The 20,433-nt window shown below is 53.6% G+C and carries 19 protein-coding genes, 1 tRNA gene and 1 pseudogene; 10 read left to right on the top strand and 11 right to left on the bottom strand.

Annotated features, from left to right (window positions below; genetic code table 11):
- Positions 1-77 precede the first annotated feature (77 nt).
- Entirely contained in the window at positions 78-851 is a 774-nt protein-coding gene (locus tag Abor_RS11315) for a Crp/Fnr family transcriptional regulator (RefSeq protein ID WP_048842002.1), read from the top strand.
- On the opposite strand, the gene Abor_RS11310 is transcribed toward Abor_RS11315, so the two are convergent.
- The 5 genes from Abor_RS11310 to Abor_RS11290 form a co-directional block, all read right to left on the bottom strand.
- Complete coding sequence (locus Abor_RS11310) at positions 831-2,369, bottom strand: efflux transporter outer membrane subunit (RefSeq protein WP_048842001.1); 1,539 nt, start codon at positions 2,367-2,369, stop codon at positions 831-833. The two genes, Abor_RS11315 and Abor_RS11310, sit on opposite strands and share 21 nt — an antisense overlap.
- A complete protein-coding gene (locus Abor_RS11305; RefSeq protein WP_048842000.1) occupies positions 2,366-5,455 on the bottom strand; it encodes an efflux RND transporter permease subunit in 3,090 nt (1,029 codons plus the stop codon). Before Abor_RS11305 ends, Abor_RS11310 begins: the two co-directional genes overlap by 4 nt.
- Positions 5,448-6,581, bottom strand: coding sequence for an efflux RND transporter periplasmic adaptor subunit (locus Abor_RS11300; RefSeq protein WP_048841999.1), 1,134 nt, complete (start codon positions 6,579-6,581; stop codon positions 5,448-5,450). Before Abor_RS11300 ends, Abor_RS11305 begins: the two co-directional genes overlap by 8 nt.
- A gap of 426 nt (positions 6,582-7,007) precedes the next feature.
- Entirely contained in the window at positions 7,008-8,600 is a 1,593-nt protein-coding gene (locus tag Abor_RS11295) for a trypsin-like peptidase domain-containing protein (RefSeq protein WP_048841997.1), read from the bottom strand.
- Positions 8,601-8,784: 184 nt separating this feature from the next.
- A complete protein-coding gene (locus Abor_RS11290; protein WP_261767216.1) occupies positions 8,785-9,246 on the bottom strand; it encodes a nucleoside deaminase in 462 nt (153 codons plus the stop codon).
- 183 nt (positions 9,247-9,429) lie between these two features.
- Between Abor_RS11290 and Abor_RS13245 the strand changes: the two genes are divergently transcribed.
- The 6 genes from Abor_RS13245 to Abor_RS11265 all read left to right on the top strand — a co-directional run bounded on the left by Abor_RS13245 (position 9,430) and on the right by Abor_RS11265 (position 14,116).
- Positions 9,430-9,561, top strand: a complete 132-nt coding sequence (locus Abor_RS13245) for a hypothetical protein (protein WP_261767215.1) — start codon at positions 9,430-9,432, stop codon at positions 9,559-9,561.
- Positions 9,562-9,678: 117 nt separating this feature from the next.
- A complete protein-coding gene (locus Abor_RS11285) occupies positions 9,679-10,407 on the top strand; it encodes a gamma-glutamyl-gamma-aminobutyrate hydrolase family protein (protein ID WP_048841995.1) in 729 nt (242 codons plus the stop codon).
- Positions 10,404-11,171 (top strand): pseudouridine synthase, encoded by a 768-nt coding sequence (locus Abor_RS11280; protein WP_048841994.1) that lies wholly within the window; start codon positions 10,404-10,406, stop codon positions 11,169-11,171. Before Abor_RS11285 ends, Abor_RS11280 begins: the two co-directional genes overlap by 4 nt.
- Before the next feature lie 3 nt (positions 11,172-11,174).
- Positions 11,175-11,798, top strand: a complete 624-nt coding sequence (gene rsmD / locus Abor_RS11275) for a 16S rRNA (guanine(966)-N(2))-methyltransferase RsmD (protein ID WP_048841993.1) — start codon at positions 11,175-11,177, stop codon at positions 11,796-11,798.
- A gap of 288 nt (positions 11,799-12,086) precedes the next feature.
- On the top strand, positions 12,087-12,668 hold the full coding sequence (ssb, locus tag Abor_RS11270; protein ID WP_048842013.1) for a single-stranded DNA-binding protein: 582 nt from the start codon (positions 12,087-12,089) through the stop codon (positions 12,666-12,668).
- A 152-nt stretch (positions 12,669-12,820) separates the two neighbouring features.
- Positions 12,821-14,116, top strand: a complete 1,296-nt coding sequence (locus tag Abor_RS11265) for an O-antigen ligase family protein (RefSeq protein ID WP_048841992.1) — start codon at positions 12,821-12,823, stop codon at positions 14,114-14,116.
- A 50-nt stretch (positions 14,117-14,166) separates the two neighbouring features.
- On the opposite strand, the gene Abor_RS11260 is transcribed toward Abor_RS11265, so the two are convergent.
- Positions 14,167-14,322: a hypothetical protein gene (locus Abor_RS11260; RefSeq protein ID WP_158319741.1), complete on the bottom strand. Its 156-nt coding sequence runs from the start codon at positions 14,320-14,322 to the stop codon at positions 14,167-14,169.
- On the opposite strand from Abor_RS11260, the gene dksA reads away from it, so the two are divergent.
- Positions 14,321-14,734, top strand: coding sequence for an RNA polymerase-binding protein DksA (gene dksA, locus Abor_RS11255; protein ID WP_048842012.1), 414 nt, complete (start codon positions 14,321-14,323; stop codon positions 14,732-14,734). The genes Abor_RS11260 and dksA overlap by 2 nt on opposite strands.
- A gap of 65 nt (positions 14,735-14,799) precedes the next feature.
- Positions 14,800-14,874, top strand: a tRNA-Thr gene (locus Abor_RS11250).
- A 251-nt stretch (positions 14,875-15,125) separates the two neighbouring features.
- Here the strand turns inward: Abor_RS11250 and Abor_RS11245 are convergent.
- The 5 genes from Abor_RS11245 to tldD all read right to left on the bottom strand — a co-directional run bounded on the left by Abor_RS11245 (position 15,126) and on the right by tldD (position 19,975).
- Positions 15,126-15,482 carry a hypothetical protein gene (locus tag Abor_RS11245; protein WP_048841991.1) on the bottom strand — a complete coding sequence of 119 codons (357 nt, stop codon included), beginning with the start codon at positions 15,480-15,482 and terminating at the stop codon, positions 15,126-15,128.
- A complete protein-coding gene (locus Abor_RS11240) occupies positions 15,475-16,407 on the bottom strand; it encodes a hypothetical protein (protein WP_052946431.1) in 933 nt (310 codons plus the stop codon). The genes Abor_RS11245 and Abor_RS11240 overlap by 8 nt, the downstream gene beginning before the upstream one ends.
- A 383-nt stretch (positions 16,408-16,790) precedes the next feature.
- Entirely contained in the window at positions 16,791-17,126 is a 336-nt protein-coding gene (locus tag Abor_RS11235; RefSeq protein WP_084594508.1) for a hypothetical protein, read from the bottom strand.
- A gap of 36 nt (positions 17,127-17,162) precedes the next feature.
- A complete protein-coding gene (gene tyrS / locus Abor_RS11230; RefSeq protein ID WP_048841989.1) occupies positions 17,163-18,425 on the bottom strand; it encodes a tyrosine--tRNA ligase in 1,263 nt (420 codons plus the stop codon).
- A gap of 92 nt (positions 18,426-18,517) precedes the next feature.
- Positions 18,518-19,975 (bottom strand): metalloprotease TldD, encoded by a 1,458-nt coding sequence (gene tldD, locus Abor_RS11225; RefSeq protein ID WP_048841988.1) that lies wholly within the window; start codon positions 19,973-19,975, stop codon positions 18,518-18,520.
- A gap of 190 nt (positions 19,976-20,165) precedes the next feature.
- Here tldD and Abor_RS11220 point away from each other — a divergent pair.
- Positions 20,166-20,433 (top strand): annotated as a pseudogene (locus tag Abor_RS11220) (hypothetical protein); the annotation flags it as partial.

Genomic DNA, 20,433 nt, shown 5'->3' with positions numbered 1-20,433 from the left:
ACAATCTTCTTTATCTTTCAGCCTGTTACTTAAAATTTGACGTAAAATAAGGGCTGATCTGACCGGATAAACCTCTCATGGCGTTAGAACCCCAGACACAAAACACCCCCACCCACATGCGGCGGAGACTGGTGCTGAGTGCCGGAGATGACATAAGCCGATGCCTGTTATGCGATATTCGCGAGCATAGCGTATGCAATGCCATTAACGATAAAGAACTGGCGATTCTGGCGCATGCCTCCAAAAGCCTTTCTCTGCCACCGGGTACAACGTTAGTAGAAGAAGGCTCTCCCGCGACCGCGTTTTTCAATGTTACGGCGGGTACGGTAAAACTATTTAAATCTTTGCCAGATGGCCGCAGGCAAATAACTGGCTTTGCTGATGTGGGTCATTTTTTAGGCCTGACAAATTCAAGCACCTATTCTTTTGGCGCAGAAACGGTCGACACCGTGCGGGTATGTCGTTTTTCCCGCGCTGAACTGGAAAATTTGCTTACCGACTACCCACTCTTTGAACGCCGCTTGCTGGCCGAAGTGACAGATGAACTGGCACAGGCCCAAGAACAAATGCTGCTTTTAGGCAGAAAAACCGCTCGCGAGCGTGTGGCCAGCTTTTTACTAGCCCGCATGGTTGTACACTCAACCCCCGAACAAGGGGAGGAAGCCATTGTGTCTCTCCCCATGACGCGGGTGGATATTGCCGACTACCTTGGCCTAACCATTGAAACCGTAAGCCGCACCATAAGCGCCCTACGCCGTGAAGGCCTGATTGCAGGGACAGACCACCACGGCATACGCATTCTTGCCTTACAAAAGCTGCAAGCCCTTACATCAGGGCAGGAGTACAGCTAACCCTTTATCTGGGTGCCACGACGGCTGGCGCGGTGCCTCAGACTCCTTACTGTTCCACCAACCACCACCCAGAGCTTGAAACAGAGCTACTGTGTCTGAAAGACGGTCTGCCCGTGACTGAGCCAAAGCAAGCTCAGACTGCAAATGGGCTTGCTGCGCCGTAAGCATGACAATTTGGCTAATGGCTCCGTATTTATACTGCGCCAAAGAAATACGCAGGCTCTGGCCCGCTGCGGTAGCGGCTTCTGCATTATCAGACAATGTGGTGGCATCCAGCTTAAGAGCTGAGAGCGTATCGGCCACATCTTGCAAGGCTGTTACCAAGGTATTGCGGTATTCTGCTGCGGCTTGGTCGTAAGCCGCGCGGGCAGCGTTTTCTTGGTGGCGGAGCAGCCCACCATCAAACAAAGGCTGGGTTACCATGGCGGCAATTGTCCATTGCCCATAACCGGGTGCTGCCATTTGCGCGATGGACGCTGCGGCAAAACCCGGTGTAGCTCCAAGCTGAATGTTAGGCAGCCGGTTCGCCACCGCTACCCCAACCTGTGCGCAAGCCGCATGCCAGTTGGCTTGTGCTGTGCGAATATCTGGCCGCTGCTCAACAAGGTGTGCTGGCAGCGTAAGCGGGAGCTCTGCGGGTAAGGCAAAGCCGTTTAAAGTAAATTCAGGCTGCGGCACATCAGGGGTATCTCCCACCAAGGCCGCAATCAGGTGCTTTTGCTGCTCAAGCTGCTTTTGCAGCGGGGCCAATGTGGCCTCGTTCTGCGCTAAAGCGGTGTGCTGTAAAGCAACATCATTTTGTGAGAATTCACCCGCTTTTTCCTGCTTCCGTGCCGAGTCCAAAAGGTCTCGTTGCAGGTTCACCAAAGACTGGGTGGTCTCTATTTGGGCCTTAATAGTGGCGTAATCTATGGCCGCCTGCACCACAGAAGCCGTAAGAGTAAGCTGCACAGCACGCAACTGGTCACGTTGTGCATCGCGCACCGCTTTAGCCGACTCAACCCCACGGCGCACGCCGCCCCACAAGTCTGGCACGTACGAAATGTTTAGCTGTGCTGTGTGCACAGTATACAGCCACTGGTTACTGTTAGGCACTGGCGAATAGGTTTTAGACGTTTTATTCCGCGTTGGGTTAAAACTGCCCGAAATAGTCGGGAAAAACGCGCTTTGTTGAGCAAGACGGTTTTCTTGCGCAGCGGCCAGCGCATCCCGTGCTGATTCTAAAGACGGATTATGGTCTAACGCTTTACGCACCAAGGCATCAAGCGCTGGGGAGCGGAACAATGTCCACCACTGGGCGGGAATATCCTGCCCGGCACGCAATACCTGTGCACCACCTTGCGCCCCAGCTGCGGCACGCTCTGCCTGCCCCGCAACAGCCTGAATTTGCTCAGAGTGCTCTGCCTGCCCGTAGTGCCCGCCAACCAACGGGGCTGGCTTTTTAAAATCAGGCCCTACAGCACAGCCTGCCTGCACCAGCAAACCCACACAGCAACCGCTTAGGAGAAAACGCTTCATGCTTTTTGCTCCCGCGCTGCGGCACGCCGCTCGCACCATGCTTCTAGCTCATAATAAAATGTTGGCAGGATAAAGAGGGTAAGAATAGTGGCAATGCCCAAGCCCCCAACCACAACAGTTGCCAAGCCGCGCTGCACGTCTGTACCAATACCTGTCGCCAATGCGGCGGGCAGCATGCCCATGCTGGCAACAGTTGCGGTCATAAGCACGGGGCGGAATCGCTCACCCGCCCCCTCCAGCACCGCCTGCGCCAAAGGCACACCCTGTGCCCGGTGCCGGTTAATGTTAGACACCATGATAATGCCGTTTTGCACAGCCACACCAAACAGAGCAATAAAGCCAACGGCTGTTGCTACGTTCAGGGTTTCTCCGCGCACTTGTAGGGCTACGAGGCCACCCAACAGGGCAAGAGGCACAACTGCCAATACCAGAACAGCCTGACGAAGCTTACGGAACTCTCCAAACAGCAGCACAAGCATAATGGCCAGCATAATAGCCAGAGCAACACTCAGGCGGGCTTGTGCGCGCTGTTGCTGCTCAAACTCACCGGCCCATTGCAGGCGGTATAGGCTGGGGTCAAAATGCACGGAGCTGGCAATGCGTGCCTGCGCATCTGCCATATATTCAGACAAAGGGCGCTTGCCGTTATCGACCCGGAGCGTAATCTGGCGCTCGGTCATTTCGTGCGAAATGGTGCCCTCACCTGTTTTAAGGCCAATAGACGCCACCATTTCGAGCGGAATTTGCGCCCCATTAGCCGCCGTAAGCGGCAAGTGGCCCAGTGCCCGCAAATTGCTAACCTGTTTAGACGGCACGCGAATGGTCATATTATACGTGCGGTCTGCAATATAGATTTGCGAAATTGGGGCATCGCCAATGGCGTTACCCACAACGGCCATAATATCTGCAACCGAAATACCATAGCGCGCCGCAGCACGGCGGTTGGCAACAATATTAAGCTGCGGAATTTCTGGTTCCTGAAAAATAGAGGCTTCTGTGGTACCCGGTACTTGTTTGAGCACATCAACAATTTGGGTGCCAATACGGCGCAGGGCCCGTGCGTCGTTACCATACACGCGTAGCACGAGAGCCGAATGGGCCCCCCCGGCTTGGTCGTTCATACCATCTGCAATTGGCTGGCTTATGCCAAAGGTAATGCCCGGAATTTGGTCTAATTTTTCGCGCAGGCGGGCAATAAACTGGGCTTTTGTTTCGCCTTTTGGCCATGCGTCATAGGGCTTTAACCCCACAGGGGCTTCAATATGAGAGGGCGTCCAGGGGTCTGTGCCGGAGTCGTTACGGCCAAGCTGGGTGACCGCATAAGATGTTTCCGGGAAGGAGCGAATGGCTTTGCGCACTTCATCTGCCACGGCACTCGCTTTTTCCAAAGACATACCAGAGGGCAATTGCACCTGTAGCCACAAGGCGCCTTCGTCCATGTCGGGCAAAAATTCGCGGCCAGTATGCGCCCCTAAAACCAGCACCAACACAAAAGCGCTTATAGCCCCAATGTAGGCCAACAGCGGTTTTTTCATGATCCGGGCTAGGCCCTGATGGTACCAGTTATGGAGTTTTTCTAACGGTTTGTTATGGAAAATTTTGTGCGGCTTGCGCATGGCCAAAAACGCCAAAGACGGCGTAAGCACAATGGCGCTCAACAATGCGCCAAGCAAAGCAAAGCTCACGGTATATGCCATGGGGCGAAACAAGCGGCCCTCCGCCCCGACAAAGGCAAAGAGCGGGCTATACGCCACAATAATAACCAACGTAGAAAATACGATGGCACGGCCCACATGCGTGGTAAGGCCCTCAACATCTTCTAGTGTCATAGTGTGGTCTGGCCGCGCCTCACGCATGCACAAAATTGCTTCTGTTACCACAATGGCACCATCAACAATTACGCCAAAGTCGATCGCGCCAAGCGAGAACAGGTTGGCGGGCATGTTCAGCAGGCTCATGATAACAAACACGCTGGCCAGCGCGAGCGGAATGGTAATAGCCGCCACAATGGCGCTACGTGGGCTGCCCAGAAACAGAATAAGAATAACAAAAACCAGCCCTACACCTTCAAGCACGGTGTGGGTTACTTTTTCGGTTGTGGCATGTACCAGGTTGTCACGGTCTAAATAGGGTACAATATGCACGCCCTGTGGCTCTAACTGCTTTTGCAGTTGATCGACACGGGCATGAAGGAGAGTCAGAACGTGCGAGGCGTTCTCTCCGCTCACCATAGACACAATACCCTCTAGCGTATCTGGGTTTGTGTCTTTGCCCAAAATACCTTGGCGCACTTGGTGGCCAAGCTGCATACGCCCGAGCTCACGCAGGAAAACGGGCACACCATCGTGCTGGGCAACGGGAATATCACCCATTTCATCAAGCGTGTGGATCATACCCACACCACGCACAATGTAAGACTGCTCGCCCCGTGCTACGCGGCCACCACCGGCATTGACGCTGCTGTTACGAATAGCGTCCAGAATATCGTTAACACCAATATGGAAGCGATCGAGCGCGTCGGGGTCGAGCACCAGTTGGTACTCCCGCGTGAAACCACCAAAGTTACTCACGCTGGCAACGCCCTGCACTTTCGTGAGAGCGGGAATAACCACCCATTGCTGAATTTCTGAAAGCTGCATCAGATTTTTGCGGTCTGACTCCAGCGTATAGCGCAGAATTTCGCCCGATGGGCTGGTAACTGGCCCCATGCTGGGGGTAACCCCGGGGGGCAATGTCACTTGCGCCAACTGCTCTGTTACGCGCTGGCGGGCCGCGTAAACATTGACCCCGTCTTGAAAGATCAGGTTGATAAGGGAAAGCCCAAAAGTGCTACTTGAGCGGCTAATAACAAGCCCCGGCGTTGCCGCAAGCTGGCGCTCTAGCGGTACCGTAATTTGTTGCTCAACCTCTTCTGCCGCTAGGCCAGAGCTTTGCGTGCTAACCTGTACGGACACAGCGCCAAGGTCTGGGTAGGCTTCTACGGGCAGGTCTTTCCAAGCCCAGCCACCCCATAGCGCCAGAATAGCCATGGCCACAAAAACAATACGCCGCTCCCGTAGGCAGACGGCAATAATCTTCTCAATCATCGTTTAGAAGCACCGCGCCACGGGTCACAATACGTTCTCCGGCTTTTAAGCCGGTAAGCACCTGCGTATCTTCACCTTCATCGTAAGAGATGGTGACAGCACGCCGTTTAAAGACCCAAGGGGCCACCTCAACAAACACGGTTACGCGGTCGTTATTCATAAGCAAGGCAGATTGCGGCACCATAAGCCCTGCTGGTTGCTTGAGCTGAATAGCCACCGTGGCAAACATATTGGGCTTTAGGTCTTCATCTGGGTTGGCAAGGGGCACAATGGCCCGCATACGCCGGGTGTCTGGGTGTAAGTCTGGTTCAATAGCTGAGACTTGGCCGGGTATAAAAATACCCTCCCGCGCGGGCAGGGTTACGGCCACGGCTTGGCCTACATGCACATCATCGCCATCGGTTTCGGCCACATTGGCTACGGCCCATACCTCTGAAATATCTTCAACCATCATAAGGGGGGCTGTTAGGTCTGTCACATTCACACCGCGCGCGGTGCTAACGCTTACCACCACACCATCCATAGGGGCGCGCAACACCAGCAGGCCATCTGGCCCGGTCTGGTCAGACAAAGACGCAAGGCGGGCTTGTGCGCGTTGTTCTTCTGCTTCGGCCTGCTGCAATGCTGCGCGGGCGGCTTCTACATCTTTGGTGGCGGCACCACCGGCCTGCTTCACTTCCTGCGCGCGCAGCATGGCGCTGCGGGCCTGCACCAAGCCTGCTTTTGCCTTGGTTTCATCGGTTAAGGCTTGCGCCATATCACCAGACTGCAACTTAACGAGGGCTTGCCCGGCCCGCACATGCTGGCCAGACGTAACCCCAACAGACACAACACGGCCTGTAACAGGTGCTAAAACCTGCACCGTGCGAGAAGGCTCTGCCACAATGGAGCCGGGTACAGAAAGGGTATCTCGTGGGGCAGACCATTGCGCAACAGAGACCTCTAGCCGCCCCCGTAAAGGCGAATTTTCTGGCACAGTGAGTGTACCGTGCTCACCCACCATCACATCGGGGGTTGCATACGCAGGCATAGCCCCAACGCAGGTTAAAAAAGCAGCGCCAAACAAGGGTGCAAGCCCCAAGCGGGCACGGTAGGGAAAGCGGGAAACCAAGGTCAGTTTCATCATGACATTTGTACCGAACGCAGAAAATTCAGGCCCTACAAAACGGTCAATGCCCGTCTACACGCCCAACGTTTTTACCCTATGCAAACGCTATAATACGTCAAACACACAAGCACGCCTGTGTAGCGAAGCCCCCATAACTTTGCCAGAGCATGCACTGCGCCATACAAGAGGCCTACACACTGCCTGATTTGCAACAAAATGAAAGAGGGTCTGTACGCTTTAAGTGTATATCACGTAATTTTAGGGGTGGGTTGGCTCTAAAAGCACGCCACCTATACTCTACAGCCCTGATATTTAATAAAAGTTTTACAATAAACCAGATTATTGCAGGGACTAAGCACTAATAAAAACCCCTACCCCCAATAAAAAACGCTGGTCCTTAGGGGGCCAGCGTTCTTTTAGTCTCAGAGAACGCGTACAAACACGTTAGTTATCGTCATCATTATTCTCTGATTGGTCTGCGCCGTTACCACCATCGGGTGAGATAGCAATAAACAGAGACTGACCATCACGTAGAATACGCAGTAATACCGGCTTTTTAGCGCCCAATGCTGCCCTAACTGCCGTCACTGCCGCACGGGGTGTTTCTACCGTCTGGCCACCAACTGCCTGAATAATATCACCGGCGCGGATACCCGCCTGATCTGCCGGTGAACCGGGCTGGATTTCATTCACCACTACACCATGTACGGAGGCACCAACCCCAAGCTGGCGGCGTAGGTCTGAACTTAAAGGTGTAAGAGACACGCCTAGGTGCTGCCCAGCGTTGGTAGAAGACCCATCTAGGCCGCCGTCATTGTTAGCACTGGCCAGATTGCCAATTTTCAGGCTGGCGGTCTCGGCTTTGCCGCTACGCACATAGCCCACTTTAACATCTGTACCCGGTGCTACGGCCGCAACACGTACAGCAAGGTCGTGCGGGGTGGTAACTTTTTGGCCATTAAAGCTGGTAATAACGTCTTCAGACTTTAAGCCAGCTTTTTCTGCCGGGCTGTCTGGGCTTACGCTGGCAATAAGTGCACCACTTGGGGGCACACCATCTGGCGTACTGGGCAGATTAAGCGCTTTAGCCATAGCAGGTGATACAACCTGAGCGTTAACCCCCAGATAGCCGCGCACCACATGGCCGGTTTTGCGCAACTGGTCTGTTACGCTCCGCACCGTGTCGGACGGAATAGCAAACCCAATACCAATTGACCCCCCACCAGAAGGAGAAAGAATGGCTGTATTTACGCCAACCACTTTCCCATCTTGCGTAAAAAGCGGCCCGCCAGAGTTACCACGGTTAATGGGGGCATCAATCTGGATAAAGTTATCGTAGGGGCCTTCGTTAATGTCGCGCCCACGGGCAGAGACAATACCGGCTGTAACCGTGCCACCTAGGCCATAGGGGTTACCAACGGCAATAACCCACTCACCCGGCTGCACATCATCAGATTCGCCAAGTTCAATAAAGGGTAGCTTTTGAGAGGGAGTAACTTTGAGCAGCGCGAGGTCTGTTTTGCCATCGCGGCCAATAACCTTGGCTGGTAGGGTTGTACCATCATCAAGCGTAACGGTAACCTTAGTGGCCCCTTTTACCACGTGGTTATTGGTCACCACGTAGCCATCAGCCGAAATAAGGAAGCCAGAGCCACGAGCTTCTACCGTCTGGCGGGAATGCTGCGGAGCCATCTGGAAAGGAAACGGGAAGGGAAAGGGCATGCCGCCCATACCACCACCCATACCGCCCATGCCGCCTTCTTCACCCTCTAGGGCATCTGCCTTGATGGTGGACGTAATAGAGACCACAGCCGGTTTGACCTGTTTGACCAGACCGACAAAGTCAGGAATTTTCTGGCTTGGGCCACTTGGCTTAATGGCGCCAGCCGTGTCTTGCGCGTGGGCTGCCTGCCCTAGCACGGGAGCCAAGCCAAAGCCCGCCCCCCCTTCGGCCACCAGCGCAATCCCTGCCATAACGGCCATGAGCGTGTTGCGGCGAGACCGCCCGAAAAATTTTGACACAGATTTTTCCGACATCACGTTTCCGACTGTTCCTTGCTTTGTCTGGTGGGCTTAACGCCCCTCAGGCACGGTCTTGTGGCGCTTTTGCTGGCTCATGCAGCAAAAGTAAAAACCACCATAGAGCTAACGCCTGTGGCAATAAGATGGTTCTTGCCGTGCAAAAACAAAAGAAGCATTCCTGAAAGACTTACGCAATTTTTTAGCGGCGTAGTGCTTGGAAAAAACTTTTTAAGAGTTGCGCGCACTCCTGCTCCCGCACGCCGCCTATCACCTCGGGCTTATGCAGGGTTTCTGCCCTGTATGGCAGGCGTGGGCCGTGCTCCATACCGCCGCCCTTGGGGTCATACGCACCAAAAATAACGCGCCCCACCCTAAAATGCGTAATGGCGGCCGCACACATAGGGCACGGTTCAAGCGTTACCACCAGCGTGCACTCGGCCAAGCGCCTACCCCCTTGCACGCGCACGGCCTCCCGCATGGCCAGCATTTCTGCATGGGCAGAGGGGTCTTGCAGGCTTTCAACATGGTTACGGGCCTGTGCCAGCACACTGCCATCTGGGCCAAGAACAACCGCGCCCACGGGCACCTCGCCACAGGTGGCGGCTTCTTGGGCCAAAAGCAAAGCCTGCGCCATTGGGTTTCTTTGATCGTGCTGTGTCACAAAATATTTCATCTCTCACGCAACGCAGGCCGTTATGCCGCATTATGCTTAAAATAAGGCAGCGTTTTTTCTTGCAAAACTCAGAAAATCTCTGCCATCATGCCACAGAGCTGCCATGATCTGTTCTGTAACAGATATCACGGTTGCTGGTCTCTCTGTTTTAGGCAAGAAAGGATCAGTTCGATGCATAGTCTCACTCTTATCCTTGCAGCCGCAGCAATTGGGCTTGGCCTTTCGGTTGCTGACCGCAATGTTGCCGAGACTGTAGCCTACCACGGCCAAGCAACACAGCACGCCGCTTTGTTGAGCCGCTAGGCAAGCGTTTGGCAAGGGTGATACGCCACCGCGATATTAAGCGTGCAAAATAACGGACACTATGGCAGTGAACAGGCACTTTTGTTCACTTACCCCTAGTAGTAAGACTGCTTTTGCATGACCGCGCGCCGCCCCGTTATTGGTATTACGCTTGACCACGAACCCGGTGGAGAAGGCCGTTACTCGCGCTTTGCGTGGTATGCCCTGCGTGAAAACTATATGTCTGCCGTTACAACGGCGGGTGGATTGCCTGTTGCTTTGCCGCTTTTTCCGCAACTTGCCGCAGACTATATGCCCCATATTGATGGCCTGCTCATTACCGGCGGCGCATTTGACATAGACCCCAGCCTGTATGGCGACACAACACAGCACGAAACAGTAAACCTACGGCCGCGCCGTACCCAAACCGAAAGTGCTTACCTCAGTGCCGCTCTGGCACAGAACAAACCTGTGCTGGGTATTTGTGGCGGCATGCAGCTTATGGCCGTGGCCTTGGGGGGCACCCTTATTCAACATATTCCCGATTCGTGCCCTCATGCCTTGCCCCACGAGCAACCCAACCCAAGAAATGAAGCCAGCCACGCAGCCCTTGTGACCGAAGGCACACTTTTGGCACGCATTACGGGCACCAGCCGTATGGCCGTTAATTCAGCCCACCACCAAGCTGTGCGCACACCGGGGCGCATGGTTGTGAATGCCGTAGCAGAAGATGGCATTATTGAAGGGGTTGAAGACCCCTCCTACCGTTTCTGTCTTGGGGTGCAATGGCACCCAGAATTTGGCATAGACCTTTCAGACCGGAAGATTTTTAACGCCTTTGTTCAGGCGGCAGGAGAAACAGTGTGACGGACGAAGTGCGCGGAGAGCGTATTGCCAAGTGGCTTGGCAGAACAGGCGTGGCCAGCCGCCGCGATGCAGAGCGCATGATTGAAGAAGGCCGCGTAAAGCTAAACGGGCAACCCGTTACGCACCCCGCTACCTTTGTAACCAACAGCGACCTTGTGCAGGTAGATAACAAACCCGTTTCTAACCCTGACCGTACACGCCTATGGCGCTACCACAAGCCAGATGGGTTGGTCACAACCCACAAAGACCCAGAAGGCCGCCCAACTGTTTTTGCCTCTCTGCCAGAAGGCATGCCCCGCGTGATTAGCGTGGGCCGCCTTGATTTAAACAGTGAAGGACTTTTGCTGCTCACGAATGATGGTGAACTGGCCCGCCGCCTAGAACTGCCCTCTAACGGCTGGATTAGGCGTTACCGTGTGCGCGTGTTTGGTGTGGTCGATGAAGCCAGACTCGCTTCTTTGGCAGAAGGCAGCGTGTTTGAGGGCGTGCGCTATGGGCCGATTGAAGCGGTGCTCGACTCCAAAAAAGGTGACAACGCCTGGCTAACCGTGTCGCTCCGGGAAGGTAAAAACCGCGAAATTCGTAAAGTGATGGCGGGCCTAAACCTACACGTTAGCCGCCTGTTACGGACAAGCTATGGCCCCTTCCAGCTTGGCACCTTGCAGCGCGGAGAACTTGAAGAAGTACAAAGCAGGGTTATTCGTGACCAAGTGCCCAAAGCCGTAGAAAAACCAGCAGCACGCAAAACCCATCAGGCCAACTAAAACATGCGTATTATTGCCGGAGCCAGAAAAGGGCGTGTGCTGGCAGCCCCAGCGGGCACAGCAACCCGCCCAACGGCAGACAGGGTGCGCCAAGCCCTATTTGACATGCTGCTCCATGCGCCGTGGGGCGGCCCACGCTTACTAGAGAATGCCCACGTGCTGGATGCCTTTGCGGGCACTGGTGCGCTGGCTTTAGAAGCACTGTCACGCGGGGCAGCCTTTGCCACTTTTTTTGAAACAGACCGGGCAGCCCTGAGCGCACTCCGCACTAATATTGCAAGCTGCCAGTGGCAAGACCGCTGCACAGTCGTGCCACGAGATGTTACAAAACCATCGCGCGCCAAGCATGCGTGCTCCCTGCTGTTTTTAGACCCGCCTTACAAACAGAGTTTGCCAGCGCGCACGCTTGCTGCCCTTGCCGCCCAAGGGTGGGTAGCCCAAGGAGCTATTGCGGTGATTGAAACAGCCGCACAGGAAGACCTGCCACTGCGTGACAACTCAGCCCCCCTGTCCGTTACTGAGCCAACGCAGCAAGACGAAACAGCCGTGCAGCCACCAGCCTATAGCGGTACCTTGCTGGCTGAACGCAAACATGGTGCGGCCCGCTTGTCTGTCTGGCAACTTTAATACGGGTAGTAGGCACCCTTTATTTGAAAGGTGTTCAAAAATTGCTTGAGCCAAAGCATACTCAAGCAATTTTCAATTTTTGAAGCACCTTTTTACGCGCCTAAGAAATGGGGCCTTACCAAAAAAGCTAGGGCCGCTACGGGCGCAATAACGGCCTGACAGCTCGTAAATTGCAGCCCTAAATAAGCCCAAAGCGCATGTTTCCTTACCAGCAATGCTGACGAACCGGCATCAATGCGCTACACCGTCAGACACTCTTTACTGCAAACACGATGAATGGGGTCTTTGATGGCTGGCAGTGTCAACAAGGTTATTCTGGTCGGCAATCTGGGCAAGGACCCGGAAGTACGCACAAGCCAGAACGGCATGAAAATTGTCTCTTTCTCTCTGGCAACCAGCGATACATGGAACGACCGCCAATCTGGCGAGCGCCGCGAGCGTACAGAATGGCACCGCGTTGTTATTTTCAACGACCGCTTGGCTGACGTAGCTGAACGGTTTTTACGCAAAGGCCGCAAAGTATACCTTGAAGGGGCCTTGCAAACCCGTAAATGGACAGACCAGTCTGGCCAAGAGCGCTACACGACCGAAGTGATTGTTGAACGCTTCCGTGGTGAACTTGTTCTGCTCGACAGCCGCTCCGGCGGAGAGGGAGAAGAAGGCGGCGGTTACGGTGGCGGTAGCAGCAACTATGGTGGCGGCAATAGCGGCACAAGCAACTACGGCGGTGGTGGTTACGGCGGCGGCAACGATTTTGGCGGTGGTAACTCTGCCCCACGCCAGAACGCTCCTGCACGCGGCGGCAACACCTCTGGCGGGTGGGACACCCCAAGCGGCAATAACGACCTAGACGACGAAATTCCGTTCTAACAGTTTTAACGCAGGGGCTTGGTACTCAACACTGGGCATGCACCGCAAAGGCATGCCGCCCCTGTTAAACGACTTTTTTAAGTGCTTCTTAAGAAAAACACCCTTTAAAATTTTGCCTTCGCTATAAAAATAAAACTCTATACTGTGGCGTTATGTTACGCACAGCCACAGCCCCCCGACATATTAGCATATTGCTTAAAGCCCTGACGCTGAGTGCAACCATTTGCACTCTTCTGCTACCGCTCTTTATGTTTTTTAGTCGTGCCTTAAGCGATATTGCGGCCTCTGTGATTGGTGCGCTGTTTCTTGTTTACTGTAGTCTAACACAGCAATGGCAGTGGCTACACAAGCCATGGGTTCTGCCTGCTGCGCTTTTTTGTGCGCTTTGCCTGTTTGCCTCTTACATACAGCATAATACGGCTGCAATTTTGCAGGCTATATGCCTCCCACGGCTGTTTTTACTTACCGCCGCCGTGCAAAACTGGGTTTTAACCCGCAACAGTAAGCGCCTGCTGCTGGGTGGTGTGTTTTTTGCACTGGCCTTATGGCTTATGGGCCAATGCTGGCAGCAATATTTTACAGGCTACAACCTACTAGGCGCACCACGCTGGCCAGATGGGTCTTTAACCGGGCCATTTATAAAACCACGGGCTGGTTTTACGCTGCTTATGCTGTTTTTTCCTGGTATTATGCCGGTTGTTTTATGTGCCCTACGCAACAAAGCCTTAAGCCTACGCTTTGCGGGTGGCCTACTGCTCCTGCTTTCGGTGCTAACAATGCTTTTAATTGGGCAGCGTATGAGCACGGTTCTTATGCTCTTTGGTCTTTTTTTAACGGCCCTCTTTATCAAACAATTTCGTGTGCCATTTTTGGCCCTTATTGGCTTTATCGTCGCTGTGGTGGCTAGCCTGCCGTTTGTATCGCCCCCCGTTTACGCCAAGTTAGTTGTTAAATTTACAAACCAGCTCCAGCATTTCTCAAGCAGTGATTACGGTACGCTCTTCAAAAAAGCAGGCATTATGGTGCTAAACCACCCCATTATTGGGGAGGGCATGGATGGGTTTAGAAACTTCTGCTCTTTAAGCCTGCATAGCTCAGCCCCAACACTGCTCGGCCTGCCTGCGCTAAGCAGCTCTGCTGGTATAGGCTGCAACCTGCACCCGCATAACTACTACTTACAGGTGGCAACAACGGCTGGTCTGCCCGGCCTTGCTCTTTTCTGCCTTGTTGTTTTTCTGTGGTTGCAAGCTGGCGCAAAACACCTTGCCCCTACCCAGCACCCGCAACACACAATGTTATTTGTTATGTGCTGCACGGTGCTCTGGCCTGTGACCTCTACCAGCTCTCTCTTTACATTTCCGACTGCGGGGTGGGTCTTTCTTTTTGCTGGTTGGCTTATGGCCGCGAGTACCGCCAATGCCCAAGCCCCTAAAACCGCTGAAGAATAAGACAGCTTTAAATCGAATTGAAATATTTTCTCTAACAGTCACGCTGGCAATTAGTACTGCTTGAAATAAAGCACGCCCGGAAAGGAGAATGTTTTTTCCGGGCTGAATAGCGCATTATCTTCTTGGCGAACTGTTCTTACGCCGCTATAAGCCGCGCATTCTTTCAAGGCAGGATTTCTGTCATTGCAAAGGCTGATAATGACCATGATTACTTTACCGCCGGACTACCGCCCGTCAGACGAAGAAGAGTTCATGAATCCTCTTCAGACGGAATATTTCAGGCAGAAGCTTCTCAAATGGCGTGCCGAACTGCTCAAAGAAGCCGGAGACACTCTGGCCAGCCTGTCTGAAGGTGGTATTCACGAAGCTGACATTACAGACCGCGCCAGCGTAGAAACTGACCGCGCTCTTGAACTACGCACCCGTGACCGCGCCCGTAAGCTGATTGGCAAAATTAACCTTGCCTTACAGCGCATTGAAAACGGCTCTTACGGCTACTGCGAAGAAACCGGAGAACCCATAGCCCTGCGCCGCCTAGAGGCTCGCCCTATTGCGACCCTTTCAATTGAGGCACAGGAACAGCATGAGCGGATGGAAAAAACCCACCGCGACGATTAATTCTGCTTTTTTAGCAGAAACAGGCTTGCGGCCAACGCCTTGAAAGGTTAGAACGCCGCCAGCAAGCTGCTGTAGCTCAGTGGTAGAGCACTCCCTTGGTAAGGGAGAGGTCGACAGTTCAATCCTGTCCAGCAGCACCATAAGTCTCTTCCAAAATTTTCAGTCGTTTACCACACGCCCCCGTAACGATAACGCGTGTGATGTAGCGTTTGCTCTAAGCCTCTATTTAAAAAGCAGCTTGCAACGTGCAAAGTTGAATGCTGGCAGGGTGTTTCGGCGCTGTGTCGCCACAACTGTGCTGTGCTGTGCTGTGCTGTGCTGTGGCACAACTCTATTAGGGCAGACCCTCCCTACCAGAGCAAGCTCAGCTCTTTTTTGAAAAGCCCCCTTATTATGCAGCCACTGCTGGTGGTGTTGGTAAGCTGGTACTGGTTGTATCTGCCCCTCCTGCAATGGCACGCAGGGCTTTCAGGTAGCTTACCCATTCTGGCGGCGTTTCATCTCCGTACACAGTATAGGCCTGCATAATATAAGACTGCTGTGTTTTCAGAAGCGTTTGGGCCTGCGTTTGTAAAGACAGCGTGGGGGGCGTGCTGGCTATAATGGCTCCGTCTTTAAGAGTATAGTAAGCCGAGTTATTATACTGCTCCTGCGTGCAGGCTACTGCCCCCACAGGCAGCGGGCCAGAATAACAGATACCCGGTGCCACCAAGCCATTTTGCATTGTAATAAAATAATACTTATACATAACAGACCAACCCTGATGCATACATCTGGTTATTTGCTGACGAATTCAAGAACGCTATGGTCATATTCATGACCACAGTAGCCCCGGCGTTAAAAGTATAAATATAGCTACCAATAAACAGCCCTGTAGCTCCTGTATTACCGCCACCTTGCACGGCAGTAACACCCCCTACATTTACCTGCGTGCGCGTGCCGTCCATTCTGCTGCCCGAGTCATTACCCGCGTTAATATCGAGCTTAAGAAAGCCTGCTCGCTTGGCTACAAAAGAGATAGAGCCACTCACCCAAGAGGTATTGGGGTTACTGCTCCCCATAACAACAAAAGTTGGTAGGTCAGATATATTAGCAAGGTCGCCTTGGTCTAGCCCATCTATGGCATAGTGCAAGCGGCCAGACCCACTACTAGCCCAGCCTAAACATGTTTTATTGGTGCCAATACCGTTTGCACCCCCTTGTTGTACGGGAGTAAAATTTAACAAAGGTTGGTACTGTCCGTCTGCCCATGTTTGGGTAATGTAGCCATCAAACAAACTTTTCCAAAGTGCGCCACTGGCACCGGGTGTTGTTATGTTATTATCGGCTGTAGAAACCCAAAAAGTGCCGGGCACAAGACCACTTACCACAGCACCTGCAGGGTACCCCTTTATGGCTGCTGCAAAAGTTGCATTAAAAGGGCCAATATACCCTGCTTGTAAAACCTGAGTGGCACGCGATAAACGGTTAAGAAAACCATTCATATCTTGCCCCCGGGGCGGCACGCCACCAGCACCGCGCGGCAAAAAAGTTTCTGGCGGAAACCCGGTGCTAATAGATGCAGTGCCATCACCAGCGGTAGCTTGCTCTTCTGGCACGGCAGACATTTCAGCCGCAGAAGCATTTTGGGCTATAATTTTTGTAAATATGCCTAAATTATCAGACTGTTTCATGGGGCATACCCCTTAAACCTGCGCAAACGCAAACACCTTCAGGTTGTGTGTAACATCACCCCCATGAATGCGGCTGACCAGTTTGTGCAGCAAGGTAAAAGCCGTGACGATTTTTGAAGAAAAACTAAAAATAGGGAAATTCTAATTTAAATAATCATATTTTATTTTTCTTAGTTTTTTGGCTGTTTTTGCAAAAAACAAGCACCCTCACTATTGGTGTACAGGCCTTACAGAACTCTCTTTTGTAAAACCCAATAAGCCTGAATTTTTTAATAAAGTTTACGTTTAAGAAACTATAAAACACAAACACATCATTTTAGACCGGAGCAAAATTCCGGCCAGAAAAACGCGGGTTACCGTAACCGTAACCCGCAATGGCGCACTTACCGAGGGCCATTACCACCGGGGCCGGGTCTGTTTCCCGGGCCGCCACCGGGGCGGTTGGATGAGCCATTAAAACGGCCCGGGCCTTGTGGTCGCCCCATATCACCACGCCCACCGCCCCTGCCCGGCGGCATTTGCCGGGTAAATTGCGGGCGTACTCTACGCTCAGCATAGCCCCAGCGAGAGCCGGGGCCATAGCCGTAATAATCATCATACCGGGGGCCATAGCCGGAATATTGGTAGGCGTTATACCCCCTGCCACCCGGTGGTGGTGCAACACACCCAGAGAGAGAGCCGACCATTGCCAGGCACACGATTAGAGAAACTCGTTTCATGCGTTTTGTCTCCCTCTCAGGGTTTGTTCACTGCCCTCAGACAGCTGCCTTAACCAGAATATGATGTTTTTTACCCGAAGAAAGGCGAATAGCACCTTCTACAGCATCAGTGTTTGTAATCAGTAAATTTTCGTCCGTAACGGGCACGTTGTTAACCCGTGCACCACCACCACGGATCAAACGCCGGGCTTCGCCATTGGTTTTCACCAAACCTGCTTCTACCAATAAACGGAAGACTGGCACACCTTCTTGCAACACATCTGGTGCAACCAGATAAACTGGCAGGTCTGCTGCGGTTAGCTGGCCTTCTTCAAAGGTTTTACGGGCAGCTTCGGCCGCAGCTTCGGCGGCCTCGCGCCCGTGGCACAGGGCGGTGGCCTCTGTGGCCAGAATTTTTTTGGCTTCGTTAATGCCCGCCCCTTCTAAAGCTTCTAGGCGTGCACACTCTTCCAAAGAGAGTTCTGTAAATAATCGCAGAAAACGGCCAACATCTGCATCTTCAACATTACGCCAGAACTGCCAGTAGTCAAAAACTGGCAGGCGTTTTTCAGAAAGCCAAACGGCCCCGTTAGCCGTTTTGCCCATTTTGGCACCAGACGCCGTGGTAAGCAGGGGCGTGGTAAGCCCCATAACACTTTTTTGGTCTGTGCGGCGTACCAGATCAACGCCAGAGACAATGTTACCCCATTGGTCTGACCCACCAAGTTGTAGGCTTACACCATGGCGGCGGTTAAGCTCGCGAAAGTCGTAAGACTGCAAAATGGAGTAATTAAATTCCAGAAAAGTAAGCCCCTGCTCTCGGTCTAGTCGGTTTTTAACCGAGTCAAACGCGAGCATGCGGTTAATGGAGAAGTGCACCCCAACATCGCGTAACAAATCAATGTAAGCCAGCTTGTCTAACCAGTCTGCATTATTAACCAGCTTGGCGTCTGATGTTCCCTCACCAAAGGTTAAAAACTGGCGCAGGCAGCCCTCAATACCGGCAAGGTTGGTAGTAATGATGTCTTCCGTCATCAAACGGCGGGCTTCTTCCCTAAAAGACGGGTCACCAATGCGGGCAGTGCCACCCCCTACCAGCGCCACAGGCCGGTGACCATGTTTTTGCAGCAAACGCAGCATCATGATCTGAATAAGGCTACCCACATGCAAACTGTCTGCCGTTGGGTCAAAGCCGATATACGCAGCAACAGACCCCTTAGCCATTGCATCATCCAGTGCCTGTGCATCTGTGCACTGGAAAATAAAGCCGCGTGCCGCAGCTTCTTGCATGAAAGGACTGTTGTACCCGTTCTCGACCATTCTCTTACCCTAATGTCTGTCGTGTGCCCGCATGGGCCGTGCCCCTCATAGCACAGGCCCCGGCCCGTGCGCAGTGGCGGTTTGGTTTTGCTTTATGCTGTGCCGCCTACGGTCAGGCCGGTCATTTTCAAGGTGGGCTGGCCCACCCCAACCGGCACGCCCTGCCCCGCTTTGCCGCAGGTGCCAATACCGGGGTCTAACTCCATATCTTGCCCGATCATGGAAACCTGCGTCATGGCCTCTGCCCCGCTGCCAATGAGGGTGGCGCCTTTAACGGGTGCGGTAATTTTGCCGTCTTCTACCAAATACGCTTCAGACGCTGAGAACACGAATTTACCCGAGGTAATATCAACCTGCCCACCACCAAAGTGTACCGCATAGAGGCCTCGCTTCATGGAGCTAATCATCTCTTGGGTTGAAGCCTGCCCCGGCAGCATAAGGGTATTGGTCATACGCGGTAGCGGCACATGGGCATAAGACTGGCGGCGACCATTACCGGTGGCGGTCATGTTCATAAGCCGGGCATTAAGCCTGTCTTGTAAATAACCTGTTAAAATACCGTCTTCTATCAGCACAGTGCGGTTGGTGGGGGTACCTTCATCATCAACGGTTAAGCTGCCGCGCCTGTCTGGTAGGGTGCCATCATCAATAACCGTTACGCCGGGGGCAGCAACACGTTTGCCCATAAGGCCTGCAAAAGCAGAGGTGCCTTTACGGTTAAAGTCTCCCTCCAGCCCGTGGCCTACGGCCTCATGCAGCAAAATACCGGGCCAACCGGCACCCAGCACAACTTCCATTTGCCCGGCGGGTGCTGGGCGGGCCTCAAGTGCTACCAACGCTTGCCGCAAGGCTTCATCAACCGCGCCCTGCCATGTTGGTTCTTCTAGCAGACGGTTAATCTGGTAACGCCCGCCAAGCCCGTGGCTACCACTTTCACGTTTGCCGCCTTGCTCTACCACCACAGACACGTTTAACCGCACCAAGGGCCGTAAGTCTGCTACGCGCACACCATCGGCCCGGATAATCTGCACCGCCTGCCATTCACCCGAGAGGGAGGCCATAACCTGCACAACGCGGCTGTCTTTACCACGCGCATACGCATCTATTTGAGAGAGCAGGCCAGAGCGGGCCGCAAAGTCGCTCTCGCCCAGTGGGTTGGCCTCTGTATAAAGGCGGGTGTTGGTTGAACGTGGTGGTGCTGCCAATGTGCCAGAACGGCCACCGCGCACGGCACTCACAGCCTCAACTGCCCGTTTAAGAGCAGAACGGCTCAGGTCGTCTGAGTGGGCAAAGCCTGTTTCTTCCCCCAACACAGAGCGCAGGCCAAAACCGCAACTCGTGTCAAACGAGGCAGAACGAATCACGCCGTCATCAAGCGATATGCCTTCACTTTCGCGGTATTCCAAAAAGAGTTCACCGTCATCCATGCCTTCTAATGCGTCACGCGTCAGGCTTTCGGCCTCATCACGCGCAAGCAACGCCTCGGGCCGTTTGAAAAACAGGTCATCCGTAACGGCCAGTGCACCGGGGCTTGAAGGATGGGACGACATGAACAACACTCCTGACCAGGACAAAAGCGAAAAGGGCACAACACCCCCTAGCAGAACAGGGAGCATACTCAGTTAAGACGCAACGCAAAACCCGCCCGCTCTCATAGCGTTGTGTTTTACACTGCATTCAATACTGGCCTGCCCCGTTTGGCAGCCCCGTATCTACCACCTCTTTTTATGAAAGACAGAGATGAGCCTTTTTTCCAGCAACACAAGCCCTTCTGCCCCTCTGGCACAGGCCCACCCTGCTGGACACCGCTGGCCAACTCTGCACAACGCGTACAACGGTAAGCACCCCCTAACCCACGCCATACACTGGCGGCATGTGTTGCCACTGTGCGTATTGCTAAGCACCACACCATTTGCCGCAATGGCGCAAAATGCTCACCCCAGCGCCACAGACCCTGTAGTGGTTGCTCCTGCTCCTGCTCCTGCTCCTGCTCCTGCTCCTGCTCCTG

Origin of the sequence: Acetobacter orientalis, assembly GCF_000963965.1 — a bacterium.
Lineage (GTDB): Bacteria > Pseudomonadota > Alphaproteobacteria > Acetobacterales > Acetobacteraceae > Acetobacter > Acetobacter orientalis.
The sequence above is the reverse complement of the archived record's forward strand: the minus strand, read 5'-3'. Positions and strand labels throughout refer to the sequence as shown.

Excerpts from the sequence above, each read along its gene's own strand:
- Abor_RS11315 (WP_048842002.1), top strand. The coding sequence starts at position 78 with ATGGCGTTAGAACCCCAGACACAAAACACCCCCACCCACATGCGGCGG.
- Abor_RS11310 (WP_048842001.1), bottom strand. The coding sequence starts at position 2,369 with ATGAAGCGTTTTCTCCTAAGCGGTTGCTGTGTGGGTTTGCTGGTGCAG.
- Abor_RS11305 (WP_048842000.1), bottom strand. The coding sequence starts at position 5,455 with ATGATTGAGAAGATTATTGCCGTCTGCCTACGGGAGCGGCGTATTGTT.
- Abor_RS11300 (WP_048841999.1), bottom strand. The coding sequence starts at position 6,581 with ATGATGAAACTGACCTTGGTTTCCCGCTTTCCCTACCGTGCCCGCTTG.
- Abor_RS11295 (WP_048841997.1), bottom strand. The coding sequence starts at position 8,600 with ATGTCGGAAAAATCTGTGTCAAAATTTTTCGGGCGGTCTCGCCGCAAC.
- Abor_RS13245 (WP_261767215.1), top strand. The coding sequence starts at position 9,430 with ATGCATAGTCTCACTCTTATCCTTGCAGCCGCAGCAATTGGGCTTGGC.
- Abor_RS11285 (WP_048841995.1), top strand. The coding sequence starts at position 9,679 with ATGACCGCGCGCCGCCCCGTTATTGGTATTACGCTTGACCACGAACCC.
- rsmD (WP_048841993.1), top strand. The coding sequence starts at position 11,175 with ATGCGTATTATTGCCGGAGCCAGAAAAGGGCGTGTGCTGGCAGCCCCA.
- ssb (WP_048842013.1), top strand. The coding sequence starts at position 12,087 with ATGGCTGGCAGTGTCAACAAGGTTATTCTGGTCGGCAATCTGGGCAAG.
- Abor_RS11265 (WP_048841992.1), top strand. The coding sequence starts at position 12,821 with ATGTTACGCACAGCCACAGCCCCCCGACATATTAGCATATTGCTTAAA.
- dksA (WP_048842012.1), top strand. The coding sequence starts at position 14,321 with ATGATTACTTTACCGCCGGACTACCGCCCGTCAGACGAAGAAGAGTTC.
- Abor_RS11260 (WP_158319741.1), bottom strand. The coding sequence starts at position 14,322 with ATGGTCATTATCAGCCTTTGCAATGACAGAAATCCTGCCTTGAAAGAA.
- Abor_RS11245 (WP_048841991.1), bottom strand. The coding sequence starts at position 15,482 with ATGTATAAGTATTATTTTATTACAATGCAAAATGGCTTGGTGGCACCG.
- Abor_RS11240 (WP_052946431.1), bottom strand. The coding sequence starts at position 16,407 with ATGAAACAGTCTGATAATTTAGGCATATTTACAAAAATTATAGCCCAA.
- Abor_RS11235 (WP_084594508.1), bottom strand. The coding sequence starts at position 17,126 with ATGAAACGAGTTTCTCTAATCGTGTGCCTGGCAATGGTCGGCTCTCTC.
- tyrS (WP_048841989.1), bottom strand. The coding sequence starts at position 18,425 with ATGGTCGAGAACGGGTACAACAGTCCTTTCATGCAAGAAGCTGCGGCA.
- tldD (WP_048841988.1), bottom strand. The coding sequence starts at position 19,975 with ATGTCGTCCCATCCTTCAAGCCCCGGTGCACTGGCCGTTACGGATGAC.